Here is a 15,188-nt window from a genome sequence, read left to right on the forward strand (position 1 = left end):
TTCGTCCTTACCAATAGAAAATTGTTTCGTGCGGGCATGTGCGCCGGGTTTCGCCGTATCATCGGCGTTTTCCCGATGCCCAAGGCTCCATGGACGCCGCCCGACTCCCCTACGACCTGCTGGCCAGTCCCGGCGCCATCCGCGCCGGCTATGCCGCGCGCGACTGGTCGAACAGCCCGGCCGGCCATCCGCATACCTGGGGTCCGGTACTGCGCAGCGCGGTCGGCATGATCCTCGATTCGCGCTTCCCGATCTTCATCGCCTGGGGCCCGCAGCTGGTCATGCTCTACAACGAGGCCTACATCGAGCTGCTGGAAACCAAGCACCCGGCGGCGCTCGGCACGCCGCTGCGCACGGTCTGGCCGGAACTCTGGAACGGCGTGCAGCCGCTAGTCGAGCAGGCCTTTGCCGGCCAGCCGACCTATGGCGAAGACGTGCCACGCATGATCCTGCGCGACGGCCAGCCCTTCGAGGCCTGCTTTACTCTCGCCTATTCGCCGCTGCGCGACGAGACCGGCGCCGTCGGCGGCGCCCTGTGCGTGATCAACGAAACCACGGCGCGTGTCGCCCTCGAGCGGCGCCAGGCCCTGCAGCTGCAGCTGGCCGAGCGCCTCGCCGGCCTGCTCGAACCCGAGAAAATCGCCGAAGTCGCCAATGACGCCCTGGGCCATTACCTGGGCGCCTCGAACATTTTCCACGCCGTGAACGACGATGCCGGCGGCAGCTTCCGCATCCGCGCCCACTGGACGCCGCAAGGCAGCGGCGAACTGGTCGGCAAGGAAGCCTTGCTCGACAGCTTCGGGCCGGAGGTGCTGGCCAGCCTGCGCGCCGGGCAGGCCCTGGTGGTTGAGGACGTGCGCCTCGACCCACGCACCGCGCCCTGGCTCGCCGCCTACGAACGGCTCGGCATCGTGTCGCTGCTGGTGCTGCCGCATGCGCGCAACGGCCGCCTGCTGGCCGGCCTGAACGTGCTCGACGGGCGGCCGCGGCGCTGGACGCCCGAGGAGCGCAAGCTCGCGTCCGACATCGCGGCCCAGGTCTGGAGCGCCACCGAACGCGCCAACAGCGCGCTGGAATTGCGCGCGGCGGTGGCGCGCCAGTCCTCGCTGCTGGCGATCTTCGAATTCCAGCTTGGCCTGGCCGACGTGCTGCGCCGGCTCGGCAGCGTCGACGCCATCCTGCACGAAACGGGCGCCCTGCTCGGCCGCTTCCTGAAAGCCAGCCGGGTCGTCTACGGCGAGTACGACGCCGAGCGCCGCCAGGTCGCCTTCCAGGCCAACTACGTCGACGGTGTCGCGCCGCTGCACGGCAGCCATGCCACCGTCCACTTCGGGGCCGGCAATTTCGAGACGCTGGAACGGGGCGAGACCTGGGTGTCCGACGATCTCGAACACGACCCGCGCACCTGCGGCCCCGGCGTCTGGCCGGCCTACCGCGCCCTGGAGGTGCATTCCGGCGTCGCCGTGCCGCTCAGCCGCAACGGCGCCCTGATCGCCTGCCTGTTCGTGAACCAGGCCGCGGCGCGGGTATGGAACGAGGACGAGCTGCGCGTGATCGGCGACGTCGCCGAGCGCGCCTGGAGCGCCATCGAACGGGTGCGCGCCGAAGAAGCCCTGCGCGCCGCCGACCGCCGCAAGGACGAGTTTCTGGCCATGCTGGCGCACGAGCTGCGCAACCCGCTGGCGCCGATCGCGGCGGCGGCCCAGCTGCTCAGCCTGGAATCCGGGAACATCACGGGCGACCATGGACGGGTCGCCCGGACCAGCGGCATCATCGGGCGCCAGGTTGCGCACATGACCGGCCTGATCGACGATTTGCTGGACGTCTCGCGCGTCACGCGCGGCCTGGCCCTGCTGGAACGCGCCCCGGTCGACTTGAAGGCGGTGGTGGCCGATGCCGCCGAACAGGTACGCCCGCTGGTCGAGGCGCGCCGACACGAACTGACTTTGCAGCTGGCGCCCGGCCCGGCCTGTGTCGAGGGCGACCACAAGCGCCTGGTGCAGGTGCTGGCAAACTTGCTGAACAATGCTGCCAAGTACACGCCGGACGGCGGGCTCCTGGATTTGGCGATGACCGTGGATGCGGGCCAGGTGTCAATTGCCGTGACTGACAACGGCATCGGGATCGCGCCCGATTTGCTGCCGACCGTGTTCGACCTGTTCTCGCAGGCCGAGCGCACGCCGGACCGCGCCCAGGGCGGACTCGGGCTGGGACTGGCGCTGGTGAAAAGCCTGATGGAACTGCACGGCGGCAGCGTGGCGGCGGCGAGCGACGGACGCAATCGCGGCAGCCGCTTCACATTGCGCCTGCCGCGCATCGCGGCACCCGTGGAAGCCGATGCTGCGCCGGCCGTCATGTCGGGTAACATCGCTGGAGCCGGCTTGCGCGTGCTGGTGGTCGACGACAACGTCGACGCCGCCAACACGATGGCGATGCTGCTCGACGCCGCAGGCTACTGCGCCACCGTGGCGCATGACCCGCACGCGGCCTTGCACCGGGCGCAGGCGGATGCCTTCGACGCCTGCCTGCTCGACATCGGGCTACCAGGAATGGATGGGCACGAACTGGCGGCCAGGCTGCGCGCCCTGCCCGCCAGCGCCGGCGCCTTATTGGTGGCAGTCACCGGCTATGGCCAGCCCGACGCGGCGCAGGCCGGCGCATCGGCGTTCGACGCCTACCTGCTCAAGCCCGCCGATCCGGTCCAGCTTTTCGCGCTGCTGGCGCAGCGCGCGCAGGCTTAGACGGCGTCCGCCAGCTCGAACACGCCGATCGACTCGACGTGCGAGGTGTGCGGGAACATGTTTACCACGCCCGCCTTTTTCATCACGTAGCCGGCGCGGTGCACCAGCACGCCGGCGTCGCGCGCCAGCGTCGACGGGCTGCACGACACGTACACGATGCGCTGCGGCAGGTAATCCGTGCGGCCGCTCTCGCGCAGTTCGGCCAGGGCCAGCGCCAGCGCGATCGCGCCGTCGCGCGGCGGGTCGATCAGCATGCGGTCGAAACGGCCGAGCTGCACCAGGTCGTCCGGCGTTACCTCGAACAGGTTGCGGGTATAGAAGGTGGTCTTCGCGTCCAGGCCGTTGGCCTTCGCGTTTTCCAGCGCGCGCGTGGTGAGCACGGTGCTGCCTTCGATGCCGACCACTTCGCGCGCCTGGGTCGCCAGCGGCAGCGTGAAGTTGCCCAGGCCGCAGAACAGATCGGCCACGCGGTCCTGCGGCTGCACTTCCAGCAGGGTCAGCGCCTTGTGCACCAGGGCGCGGTTGATCTGGTGATTCACCTGGGTGAAGTCGGTCGGCTTGAACGGCATGCGCACGCCGAATTCCGGCAGCGTGTAGTACAGCTCGCGGTCCAGCGGATAGAACGGATACACGGTGTCCGGGCCCTTCGGCTGCAGCCACCACTGGATGCCCCACTCATCGGCAAAGGCTTTCACCAGTTCCTCGTCCTTGGCGCTGAGCGGCGCCATGATGCGCAGCACCAGGGCCGTGGTTTCCTCGCCGACGGCCACTTCGATCTGCGGCATCTGGTTGTAGATCGACAGCGAGCCGACCAGTTCGCGCAGCGGCATCAGCATGCCGCCCAGGTGCGGCGGCAGGATGTGGCAGTAGCGGATATCGGCCACATACGACGAGGCGCGCTCGTGGAAGCCGACCAGCACCGTGCCCTTCTTCTCGACGTGGCGCACCGACAGGCGCGCGCGGAAGCGGTAGCCCCAGGTCGGCCCGTACATCGGGCGCATGATGTTCTCGGCTTTTACCTTCGACAGGTGCCAGAGGTTGTCTTCCAGCGTGCGCTGCTTGATCGCGACCTGGGCGCTCGGCTCCAGGTGCTGCATCGAGCAGCCGCCGCAATAGCCGAAATGCTCGCAGCGCGGCTCGACCCGCATCGACGACGCCTTCTGCAGCGTGACCATGCGGCCCGCTTCCCAGTTCTTTTTCTTGCGCTTGACTTCATAGCTGACGCGCTCGCCCGGCAGCGCATCTTCGACGAAGATCACCTTGCCCGGGGTCCCGTCCTCGTTCTCGAGGTGACCGACGCCGCGCGCATCCGCGTCCAGCGATTTAATATCGATAAAAATTTCTTGCATTGGAAAGGACGTAAGGTGGGCACTCCGTGCCCACGCGGAACGATGAACATTGTTGGCGGATCAAACTGCGAACCGTTGGCTCGGGATTTGACCTGCGGCGCAAACGATGGAAAACAACTAAACCAGCCCAAAAACCCGCCGCATCATAACAAGGAATCGCGCACGACGCCACGTGCCGCCATCGCCCGCTTCAGCTTCACCAGTGCTTCCTGCTGGATCTGCCTCACCCTTTCCCGCGTCACCCCCATCTCCTCCGCCAGGGTTTCCAGCGTGGCCGGATCGTCGTTGTCCAGCCCGAAGCGCCGCATCACCACCACCCGCTGCTTCTCGGGCAGGCGCGTCAGCCAGTCGCGCACCAGCAGCGTCATCTCGTGCTGCTCGGCGCGCGCATCCGGGCTGTCGTCGTTCTCGCCGGGCAGCATGTCCATCAAACTGGACCCCGGATCGTTGTCGAGCGGCGCATCGAGCGAGGCCGCGTGTTCCGACAGGGCCAGGATGTCCTGCACTTCTTCGGGCGGACGCCCGAGCAGGCTGGCGATGTCCTCGACGCTGGCGTCCTTGCCGTCGTGGTGCTGGGCTTCGAGGTGGTACTTGGCGCGCAGCACGGCGTTCAGCTCGCGCACCATGTGCACCGGCAGGCGCACCGTGCGCGCCTGGTTCATGATGGCGCGCTCGATGCTCTGGCGTATCCACCAGGTGGCGTAGGTGGAAAAGCGGAAACCGCGCTCGGGTTCGAACTTGTCGATGGCGCGCATCAGGCCGATGTTGCCCTCCTCGATCAGGTCGAGCAGCACCACGCCGCGGTTGATGTAGTGCTTGGCGATCGAGACCACGAGCCGCAGGTTATGCTCGATCATGGTCTGGCGTGCACGGAAGTCGCCGGCCTTGGCCAGGGTGGCGAAGTGCGCCTCCTGCGTGGCCGTCAGCAGCGGGCGCGTGCCGATCTGGTTCAGGTAATGCTGGGTGGTGTCGGTGGAGAGCTCGGCGGCCAGCACCGTCTTCAGTTCGTCGACGCCGTCGGGCTCGGCACCGGCGCCGGGCAGCACCGGGGCGCCGTCGCCCCCATCGGCCACCCCTTCCGGCGCATCCTCGGGATACCTGCAGGAGGCGCCTGCGGAAGACGCAGCGTCGCCCTCCAGCTCGTCAGGCAGATCGTCCGATACGTCTTGATCCCGGGAGTGCGGCGGCAGCGTCATTGGCCCTCTCTAGCGGCTGGGCAGGAACCTCGACGGGTCGACCGGCTTGCCCTGCTGGCGAATCTCGAAATGCAGCTTTACGGTGTCGGCATCGGAATCGCCCATTTCGGCAATGACCTGGCCCTTGGCCACGTTATCGCCTTCCTTGACGACGATGGCGCGGTTGTGGGCGTAGGCCGACAGCAAGCTGTTGCTGTGTTTGACGATGACGAGGTTACCATAACCCCGGATGCCACTGCCAGCGTACATTACTTTGCCTGCGCCGGCAGCCATCACGTGCTGTCCCGCGCGGCCGGCGATGTCGATGCCCTTGTTCTTGCCTTCGTCGAAGGTGGCGATGATGCGCCCGTCCGACGGCCACATCCAGCTCAGTTTCTCGTCGTCGGTGGCGGTAACGGTGGCGCCGACACGCGAACCGGTCACCGCCACGGCGCTCGCACCGGCGCCGGCGTTCACGACATTTTCCGCCTTGTCGCCGCGCTGGGCTTCGGCCACGTTGTCTTCGCTGTACGGCTTCTTGTCGGCGCGCGGCGTGGTCTTGCGCGGCGGCTGGGGACGGCTTTCCGGCGGCATCGGCACCGGCTGGGTCACGGTGCCGTTGCCGGCCACGCGTTCGCTGCCGGGCGGGTTTACGCGCAGTACCTGGCCGACCTTGATGTCGTCCGGGTCGGCCAGGTTGTTCCAGGCAACCAGGTCGCGGTAGCTCTGGCCATTGTCGAGGGCGATGCGCAGCAGGGTGTCGCCGCGGCGCACGGTATAAAAGCCGCGCGCATCCTGGCGCGGTTCCTCGGCGCGCGGGGCCGGCGCCGGACGGCTATGCGGTTGGGACACAGGACGCTCGACGACGGGCGCGCGGCGGGTGGCGGTATTGCAGCCGGCCAGCAGGCCGAGCGTGAGGGTCAGCAGGAGTAAAGGGTGACGGGTACGGATGCTTTGTTTCATTCTTTTCTAATACCTATTACAGACTGGCAGCGCTCAAACGGTGCCGGGGCGCAAGGGGACGAAATGGCAGGATTCCAGCGTCTCGCTGGCCCATTCGGACTTGCCGGTACGGGTGATCCGCTCGAGGCGCTGGACCTGGCCCCCGACCGGGGCCACCAGGCGTGCGCCGATGGCAAGCTGCTCGAGCAGTGCGCGTGGCACTTCCAGGCCGGCCGCCGCCAGGATGATCCCGTCGAAGGGCGCGACCTGCGCGAGCCCGAGCATACCATCTCCGTAGTGCAAGCGGAGATTGGATATGCGCAGCGGCCGCAGGTTGGCCTTGGCCAATTCGTGCAGCGGCTTGATGCGCTCGATCGAATACACTTCCTTTGCCACCCGCGCCAGCACCGCGGCCTGGTAGCCGCAGCCGGTGCCGATTTCGAGCACGCGGCCGAGCGGGGCGTCGGCGCCGGACTTGCCGGCGCGCATAGCCTCGATCATACGCGCAACAATATAAGGCTGGGAAATAGTTTGATTGTGCCCGATCGGCAGCGAGGCGTCGATATAGGCCTGGCTCGACAGTGCCGGCTCGATGAACAGGTGGCGCGGCACCGCCTCCAGGGCCGCCAGCACGGCGCCGTCCTTGACGCCCTGGGCGGCGACCCGCGCCACCATGGCGCGCCGGATCGCTTCGGTGGCCATCAGATCCGAACGCTGGGCCGCGGGGGCGCTTTGCGTTGCCTGCGGTGCATAGCCGGGCGGCTTGGGTCCGGGCGGCGGCGCCTTGGGCGGCTGGGCCGCGCCGCCGAGTGCGCGCGCGGCGTTCTGGGTGGCGGTCTGGGGCGTGGCCACCGGCGCCGGCGCGCCCGGCTTGCGCGCGCCCCCGGTCACCGAGGACAGCGGCAAGGGAAAGCGTTTGCCTTCCGGGACGCCGGACCGGTCTGTCATGGCCGCCCCTCGCCGGGTGCACTCCCCGCTTCGTCCGCCAGGGCATTGGCCAGCAATTCCAGTTGCGGCCGGTGGGTGAGATCGATCTGCAGCGGCGTCACCGAGATGTTGCCTTGCGCCGTGGCGTGGAAGTCGGTGCCCTCGCCGGCGTCGCGGCAGGCGCCGGGGGCGCCGATCCAGAAGATTTCGCGCCCGCGCGGGTCCTGCGAGCGGATCACCGGCTCGGCTTGGTGGCGGCGCCCGAGCCGGGTCGGCGTCAGCGGACCGAGCTGCTCGTAGGGCAGGTTCGGGATATTCACGTTCAGCAGGAAGGGCGCGGGCAGCATCTCGAAGCGGCGCAGCACCACGTCGCGCGCGGCGCGGGCGGCGGCATCGATGTGGGCCCAGCCCGAATGCACCTGGGAAAACGCGATGGCCGGAATGCCGAACAGGAAAGCCTCGGTGGCGGCGGCCACGGTGCCCGAATACAGGGTGTCGTCGCCCATGTTCTGGCCATTGTTGATGCCGGAAACGACCAGGTCGGGCGGCGCTTCCTGCATGCCGGTCAGGGCGATGTGCACGCAGTCGGTCGGCGTGCCATTGACAAAATAGAAACCGTTCGCGGCCTTGGTGACGGATAGCGGACGGTCGAGCGAAAGCGAGTTGGACGCACCGGAGCGGTTGCTGTCGGGCGCGACAACGATGATCTCCGCCACCGCCGCCAGGGCGTCGGCGAGGGCGTTGATGCCGGGGGCGAGGTAGCCGTCGTCGTTACTGATTAGGATTCGCATCACGCGATTTTACCTGAAGCAACTGCCGTATCGCGCACCGTCGGTACATAATTTCTGGCTCCCCGGGCGAGCCCGCGGGAGCGCCGTTGTCGCCGGACGACGCCCCGCCACCCATTGCAAATCCGGCAACATCAAGCGGGAAACACTAGCGCAAAGCCATCGAGCGCCCGCCCGCCGCCTCGATCAGGGCCCCTTCGAGCGACGCCACCTCGTCTTCGGTAAACGCGAGCAGGGCATCCTTGTCGCCGTCCTCGAGGTAGACCTGCTTGATCAGGGCCACCCCGCGCCGCCGCAGCGCCTGCGCCACGCCGGGCCGCAGGATCGTTTCGCGCAGGCTGTCGGCCAGGGCGCGGGCTTCGCGTCCGCGGCGCGTGTCGGCCAGCCTTTGCAATTGCGACAAGGTGTGGTCGAGGGGTTCGTGCGGCGCCTGCGCGGCCTCGTGCCCGCCGGCGCCGGCGCGCGTGCCGTCGCGCCCTCCTTCGTGCGCAAGGCCGGCGTGTGCGAGCGCGGCGCGCGCCACGGCGCCGTTGCCGGGCGCGGCCAGCCCGCCCGCGCGCGCCGCACCATAGCCGCCCGGGCCGGCGGCGCCCGGATCGCGCACGCTGCGCGCGGCGCCGGCGCCAGGACCGGCGCCGAATCCCGGGCCGGCGGCATCGTGCGGCCCGGCCGACATGGCGCGGATGTTCAGCAAACGGCTGCTGCCCTCTTCCACGCTGGCCTCAAGGCGACGCGCCGCCTGGCTGTCGCCCTGGCTCGACAGGGTCCTGGCCAGCATCTGCTTGCTGCGCAGGGTTTCGTGGTCGTCGCTGCCGTGCAGGCGCTCGTGCAGGTTCACCACGTGCTGCTGCAGGCGCCGCGCTTCCTCCAGCTCACCCTGCTCCGACAGCGTCGAGGCCAGGCGCAGCAGGATGCTCAGGGTGTCGGGATGCTCGGAGCCGAGCCGGCGCTCGCGCGCCGTGGCGAGGGCCTGCTGCATCTCGCGCACCGCACCCAGGTCGCCCTGGGCGGCGAAGATCTCGGCCAGCGCCTCGCGCGCCTGCAGGGTGGCGGCGGCGTCAAGCCCGGCCTGGCGCTCGCGCACGCGCACCACGCCTTCCTGCAACTTGCGCGCATTGCCGAGGTCGCCCATGTCGCGCAGCAGCGTTGCCAGCTGCTGGGTACAGCGCAGCGTGTCCTCGTGCTCGGTGCCGAGGATGCGCTGGCGCCCTTCCAGCACGCGCTCGTAGACCATGCGCGCGCGCGAATATTCTCCCTGGCGCGCCAGGGTGCGCGCCTGCCCGGCCAGGGCGTCGAGGGTGGCGATGTGGCCCGGGCCGTAGAGCCGCTCGCAGGCCTCGACCACGGATGCGTGCAGCGCCAGCGCGCGCGGGAATTCCTCGACCTGGGCCAGGGTGGCGGCCAGGCCGGAGCGCGCGGCCAGGGTCTCGGCATGCTCTTCGCCGGCGCCGAGCACGCAATGTTCGAGCAGCAGTTCGTACTGCGAGCGGGCGTCGCGCAGGCGGCCCGTCTCGCGCAGCAGCGACGCCAGCGCCGAGCGGCTGGCGCGGGTGTCGGGGTGGATGTCGCCGAACAGGCGCTGGCGCAGCGCGGTGCTCTCTTCGAAGCATTCCTGGGCCTGGGCCATCCGCCCCTGCGCACGCTGCAGCTCGCCCAGACCCAGCAGGTCGCGCGCCAGCGGCGCCGCGTTCGGGTCGGGGGCGCCCGGGCCCAGCAGGCCGGCGCCCTGCCCGCCGGCGGCCAGCGCCCTGCGGCTGGCGCCGATGGCATCGAGCAGCGCCAGCTCGGCGCGCGACTGCCAGGGGAAATGCCCCCCCTCCAGCCAGCCCAGCAAAGCCGCCACGCTGCGCGTCGGCGCATGGCAATCGGCATCGCGCACGGCGCCCGCGGCGAAGGGTTCGCCCGGCGCGCTGGGCGCCATCGAAGCCGCCGCGGCCACCGAGGCCAGCAGCGGCACTTCGTCGAGGTAGCTGTCGAGCGAGAGCTGGGACAGGCCGTAGCAGCTGCGCAGCAGTTGTTCGAGCGCCGGCTGGTAGCCCCCGATGCCGCGCTGCGGGTCGCCACGCCGCCACAGGGCGCGCCGCTCGGCGTCGGCGCCTTCGGGGATGCAGGGTAGCGGGTAGACCAGCAGCGGGCGCTGCTCGTCCTCGTGGCTGCAGCGGTACTCGACGGCGCGCGTCACCACGCCGGCCAGGCCCTCGAGGCTGCGCCCGCCCGGCGTGAACAGCCCGACCAGGCGCCCCGGCAGCAGCGTGGTGCAGACGCTGACCGCGGCCGAGCGCCCGCCGCGCGCATCGACCAGCACGTGGCGGAAGTGGCGCGCCAGGTGGGCGGCAAAGGCGCGGTACAGCGCCGGGCAGGCGGCGAACAGGCCGTCCCAGTCCATGCGGTCGGCGCGCTCGCCGTAGCTGTCATCGAAGCGGCCGGCGCGCATCAGGTACAGCGAGCGGCCCTGGTCGACCCGTTCGACGTAGGCTTCCCAGTCGATCGCCTCGAGCACCAGGCGCGCGCGCTCCTCGTGGTCGAGGTCGGCGCCGGCGCGGCCCAGCGACTGCAGCTGTTCGCGGCAGGCCTCGAAGTACTCGAGGAGGCCTGGCCGGGCCGTGTCAGGCCGCGCCGCGCCAGAACGGGCCATGTCAGGCCGCGCCGCGTCGAGTCGCATCGGGCCGGGCCGGGCCACGTCGGGCCGGGAGCCGGGACCCATGCCGGGGCGCAGGTCGCTGCGCGCGCCGGGGGGCGTATCGAGCCGCGTGCCGGGCCGGACCTCGGGCCGCGGATCGGCGAAGCGCTCGTCGCACGCCGGGAAATAATGGTGCAGGCCGGGCGCCTCGGTATCCCAGTCGATCATCAGCACCGGCACCGTGGCGTTCTGCCTGGCCGCCAGCTGGACGGCGGCATGCGCCAGCGCGGCGCTGCGCGCGGCGCCATGCTCGAAGGAGTAGAAGGTGGTGACTTCGCCGGGCCTGGGAATCGGCGGCAGCGTCAGGCGGTTGATTTCCATGTAGCTCCTCATTTTTTCGGGAAAGTGAGATCCGGGATGGCGCGCCACTCGGGTGGGACATCGGGGAGCACGAATTGGTTGCAATCATGACCAGGCGGCGAATGGCGCTTCTGGTACTGGTAATGGGTGGCGATGCGCTTGACCATCTTGTTGATGTCGGGGAGGAAATCGGGATTCGATTTCAGGTCGGCGGTGGCCATGGTGAAATGCGAGAAGTCGACGTAGAAGCTGGACGACGCGATCTGCGGCGGCAGCCGGTCGGGGTGCTGGGTCATGATGACCGGGATGATCAGGTGGCTCGGCAGCGTGTACCAAGTGCTGCGCTCGGCCTCGATGAGGCGCATGGCCGCGTATTCGCGGCGCGTGTAGGCATGCGCCTCGTACTTGGGCGTGTAGATGAGGATCATGCAGACGCTTTCGCACATGGCGCGGGCGATCCTGCCGTCGAGGTCGTCGCCGCCGCCGAGCTGTTCGGTGTCGACGAAGAGTTCTTCTTCGTTGTCGAAATACGGTTCGAGATAGCATTGCAGCGCGTCGACCAGCGCGGCCTTGAAATGTTGCATCAAGCCATGGCGCCCATGGGCGTAACTGAAGAAGCAGCCGTACCGGATTGCCATTCGATTCCCCTGTTCAATACGCCCGCGGCGCGCACGCGCATCCACCACTCTAGCGCCGCACACCCTCGTCACTTTGCGTGCGAACAAACCGCCCGGAGCCTTGCAAGCAAGGTGAGAGCGCCTGACAAAACCTTCAGGGCAAGGCGCACTGTCGAAGACAGTACGAACGTACGGCGAGACAGTGCAACGCAGCCATGGAGGTTTTGTCAGGCGCTCTGAGGCATAATCGAAGAGATTCGCGACCATTAACACAACAACAGGAGATGCAATGAAAGCGATCGTATGCAAGGACTGGGGCCCGCCCGACAGCCTGGAACTGCAGGACCTGCCCGACCTCGTGCCGCAAGCCGGCGAAGTCGTGGTCGAGGTGCGCGCGGCCGGGGTCAACTTCCCCGACGTGCTGACCGTGCAGGGCAAGTACCAGTACCGTCCCGAACTGCCGTTCACGCCGGGCAACGAGTTCGCCGGCACCGTGCGCGCGGTGGGCGAAGGCGTGAGCCACTTCAAGGCCGGCGACCGGGTGATCGGCTTTGCGCGCAGCGGCGCCTTTGCCGAACAGGTGCGCGCCCCGGCCGACGTCTTGATGCCGATGCCTCCCGACATGGACTTCGACATCGCCGCGGCGATCACCCTCACCTACGGCACATCGCACCACGCGGTGGTCGACCGCGCGCAGCTGAAGGCCGGCGAGACCATGCTGGTGCTGGGCGCGGCCGGCGGCGTCGGCCTGGCGGCCATCGAGATCGGCAAAGCGCTGGGTGCACGCGTGATCGCGGCGGCATCGAGTGCGGAAAAGCTGGAGGTCTGCCGCGCGCATGGCGCGGACGTGCTGATCGATTATTCGAAAGAAGACCTGCGCGAGGCGCTGAAGGCGGCAACCGGCGGCAAGGGTCCCGACGTGATCTACGATCCAGTCGGTGGGCCGTACACCGAACCGGCGCTGCGTTCGATCGCCTGGCGCGGCCGGCACCTGGTGATCGGCTTTGCGGCGGGCGAGATTCCAAAGCTGCCGTGGAACCTGATGCTGCTGAAGGGCGCGTCCGTGGTCGGCGTGTTCTGGGGCGAGTTTGCAAAGCGCGAGCCGAAGGCGAACGTGGCCGCGATGCGCGAGATGCTGGGCTGGATGGCCGAAGGAAAACTCAAGCCGCTGGTGTCGCAGCGCTATGCGCTGGCAGAGACGGCGCAGGCCCTGAACGACATGGCCGATCGGAAGGTGACCGGCAAGGTCGTGATCGTGCCGTAATCGGTGTCAATGCGCGTAGGGTGGACGGTTATGCCATCCACCCTACGACAATCATTCCGCGTCCGGCTTGAAGAACTTGATCACGTCTTCTTGCACGCGCGTACGCTTGAACGGCGGCAGGCTCTGCCAGATGCGTCGTCCATACGGCTTGCTGATCAAACGCGGGTCGCAGATCATCAACACCCCGCGGTCCTCGACGTCGCGGATCAAACGCCCTGCGCCCTGCTTGAGCGTGATGATCGCTTCCGGCAACTGGTGGTGCATGAAGCCGTTCAGCCCCTGCTTTTCCATTACCTCGATGCGCGCCGCCAGCACCGGATCGTCGGGCGGAGCAAACGGCAGCTTGTCGATGATCACCAGCGACAGCGCCTCGCCGCGCACGTCCACGCCTTCCCAGAAACTCTGGCTGCCGACCAGCACCGCATTCCCGGCATTGCGGAAGGAATCGAGCAGCTCGGTGCGCCCGCGCTCGCCTTGCACGAACAGCGGGAAGTCCAGCCCGCGCTCGGCGAATTCGGTGCGCAGGCGCTCGGCCACGCGGTTCACGGCGCGAATCGTGGTGCACAGGAAGAAGGTGCGCCCGCCGGCCGCCTCGATGACCGGCAGTGCGTGGTCGACCACGGCATCGGTGTAGCCCATCGAATTCGGTTCCGGCAAGCCGGTCGGCACATACAGCACGCCCTGCTCGCCGTAGTTGAACGGGCTCGGCCAGGTGCGCGCCGGCTCGCCGGTCAGGCCCATCTGGTCGGAGAAATGCTTGAAGTCGTTCTTCACCGCCAGCGTGGCCGAGGTGAAGATCCAGCTGCGCGGATTGCCCTCGCGCTGGTTCTGGAAGATCGGCGCGATCGACAGCGGCGTCTTGTGCAGCTGCAGGGAAGAATTGAAAGCCTCGACCCAGAGCACGGCCTGTTCGGCCTCAGCGCCCTTGGCCTTCGGGTCTGCCTTCCAGGCATCGTAGGCGGCTTTCAGCTCGACCGCGCGCACACGGCAGGCTTCCAGGGTTTCGGCGCGTTCGGCCTGCTCCTCTAACACGTCGATCAGGCCGTCGAGTTCTTCCTTGAGCTTGACCAGCGCCGGGAAGAAGGCGGAGGTCGGCAACACCTGGGGCAGCGACAAACGGGTGCTGCCCTCCGGGAAAGTCAGGCGCAAGTCGCGCGCGGCCTTTTCGACCACGGTCACGATCTTCGCCCAGTCCGGACCGCGCGCATGCGCCAGGCCTTCGGCCAGCACGTCGCGGCACAGTTCCAGCACCTGCGAGGTCGAGACCGACTGGCCGAAGAACAGGGTCGCGGTATCGGGCAGCTGGTGCGCTTCGTCGAAGATGATGGTGTTGGCCGACGGCAGCAGTTCGGCCACGCCGGTGTCTTTCAGGGCGACGTCGGCAAAGAACAGGTGGTGGTTGACCACGACCACGTCGGCCTGCTGGGCTTCGCGGCGTGCCTTCATCACGAAGCAGTCCTGGTAGTACTGGCACTCGGCGCCCATGCAAGTGTCGCGCGTGGACGTGACCAGGTTCCAGACCGAGGCGTTTTCCGGCACCTTGGCCAGTTCCGCCTTGTCGCCGGAACTGCTCATCTTGATGAAGCGCGAGATTTCGCGCAGGTGGCCGACGTCGTCGCGCGAGGTCAGGCGCCCGTTCTGCAGCGTGCGCTCCAGGTGGAAATGGCAAAGGTAGTTCGAGCGGCCTTTCAGCAGCGCCACCGACACCGGCGCCTTCAGGGCCTTGCGGATGGTCGGGATATCGCGCAGGAACAATTGGTCCTGCAAGTTCTTGGTCCCGGTCGAGACGATGGTCTTGCCGCCCCACAGCAGCGCGGGCACGAGGTAGGCGAAGGTCTTGCCGGTGCCGGTGCCGGCCTCGGCCATGAGCACTTGCTGGCCGTCGATGGCGGCGGCGATGGCTTTCGCCATTTCGGTTTGCGACTGGCGCGGCTTGAAGGTGCCGACGGCGGGCGCGAGCGGGCCGCCGACGCCGAACAGGCGGTCGATTTCTTCGTCGTATTTGCCGGCTGGAGCGGTCGCGTCGGCAGCGTCGGAAGACGGCGGCGCAACGGACTCGGCAACGCCGGGCACAGGGAGGTGATCGGTCAAAATAGGCGTTTCAGGGAGGTGTTGGCCTCAGGCCGGCACATCCGGCACGAGTTGCATTTTCAGCAAGGTGATATGGTCTTTCAGCTGCAGTTTACGCTTTTTGAGGCGGCGCAATTGTAACTGGTCCGCGTGACCATCCGCTGTCAGCATCGCGATGACCGCGTCGAGGTCACGGTGTTCCACGTCGAGTTCGATAATGCGGCGCTGGATGTCTTGGACATCGGTCATGATGGCGGTTCCAAACAGGTTTTTCAACAAGGCGGGATGGCGGCGGGACTGCGGGCTGGCGTTGCACCGGATGAAGCTTGCAACAC

Annotated in this window: 11 protein-coding genes; 2 read left to right on the forward strand and 9 right to left on the reverse strand. The window is 68.2% G+C overall.

Translation table 11 applies throughout. The annotated features are described in order from the left end of the window. The first annotated feature begins 89 nt into the window (after positions 1–89). Positions 90–2,741, forward strand: a complete 2,652-nt coding sequence (locus LK540_RS18005) for an ATP-binding protein (protein WP_229438685.1) — start codon at positions 90–92, stop codon at positions 2,739–2,741. On the opposite strand, the gene rlmD is transcribed toward LK540_RS18005, so the two are convergent. The 7 genes from rlmD to LK540_RS18040 form a co-directional block, all read right to left on the reverse strand. Further along, the gene (rlmD, locus tag LK540_RS18010; protein WP_229438686.1) at positions 2,738–4,090 is read right to left on the reverse strand and encodes a 23S rRNA (uracil(1939)-C(5))-methyltransferase RlmD; all 1,353 of its coding nucleotides are present in this window, start codon (positions 4,088–4,090) and stop codon (positions 2,738–2,740) included. The two genes, LK540_RS18005 and rlmD, sit on opposite strands and share 4 nt — an antisense overlap. 143 nt (positions 4,091–4,233) lie before the next feature. Next, positions 4,234–5,286: an RNA polymerase sigma factor RpoS gene (gene rpoS, locus LK540_RS18015; protein WP_229438687.1), complete on the reverse strand. Its 1,053-nt coding sequence runs from the start codon at positions 5,284–5,286 to the stop codon at positions 4,234–4,236. A 9-nt stretch (positions 5,287–5,295) separates the two neighbouring features. After that, positions 5,296–6,228, reverse strand: a complete 933-nt coding sequence (locus LK540_RS18020) for a peptidoglycan DD-metalloendopeptidase family protein (protein WP_229438688.1) — start codon at positions 6,226–6,228, stop codon at positions 5,296–5,298. Positions 6,229–6,261: 33 nt separating this feature from the next. Next, entirely contained in the window at positions 6,262–7,155 is an 894-nt protein-coding gene (locus LK540_RS18025) for a protein-L-isoaspartate(D-aspartate) O-methyltransferase (protein ID WP_229438689.1), read from the reverse strand. Continuing rightward, on the reverse strand, positions 7,152–7,925 hold the full coding sequence (surE, locus tag LK540_RS18030; protein ID WP_229438722.1) for a 5'/3'-nucleotidase SurE: 774 nt from the start codon (positions 7,923–7,925) through the stop codon (positions 7,152–7,154). Before surE ends, LK540_RS18025 begins: the two co-directional genes overlap by 4 nt. Positions 7,926–8,070: 145 nt before the next feature. Then, positions 8,071–10,923, reverse strand: coding sequence for a tetratricopeptide repeat protein (locus LK540_RS18035; RefSeq protein WP_229438690.1), 2,853 nt, complete (start codon positions 10,921–10,923; stop codon positions 8,071–8,073). An 8-nt stretch (positions 10,924–10,931) separates the two neighbouring features. Beyond that, complete coding sequence (locus LK540_RS18040) at positions 10,932–11,540, reverse strand: toll/interleukin-1 receptor domain-containing protein (protein ID WP_229438691.1); 609 nt, start codon at positions 11,538–11,540, stop codon at positions 10,932–10,934. 268 nt (positions 11,541–11,808) lie between these two features. Here LK540_RS18040 and LK540_RS18045 point away from each other — a divergent pair, with 268 nt between their 5' ends. Beyond that, on the forward strand, positions 11,809–12,783 hold the full coding sequence (locus LK540_RS18045; protein WP_229438692.1) for an NADPH:quinone oxidoreductase family protein: 975 nt from the start codon (positions 11,809–11,811) through the stop codon (positions 12,781–12,783). 51 nt (positions 12,784–12,834) lie between these two features. On the opposite strand, the gene LK540_RS18050 is transcribed toward LK540_RS18045, so the two are convergent. Continuing rightward, a complete protein-coding gene (locus tag LK540_RS18050) occupies positions 12,835–14,874 on the reverse strand; it encodes an ATP-dependent DNA helicase (RefSeq protein WP_229438693.1) in 2,040 nt (679 codons plus the stop codon). 27 nt (positions 14,875–14,901) lie between these two features. Further along, positions 14,902–15,102: a YdcH family protein gene (locus LK540_RS18055; protein ID WP_056333185.1), complete on the reverse strand. Its 201-nt coding sequence runs from the start codon at positions 15,100–15,102 to the stop codon at positions 14,902–14,904. Positions 15,103–15,188: the final 86 nt, after the last annotated feature.

Source organism: Massilia sp. IC2-278 (assembly GCF_020708045.1).
Lineage (GTDB): Bacteria > Pseudomonadota > Gammaproteobacteria > Burkholderiales > Burkholderiaceae_D > Telluria.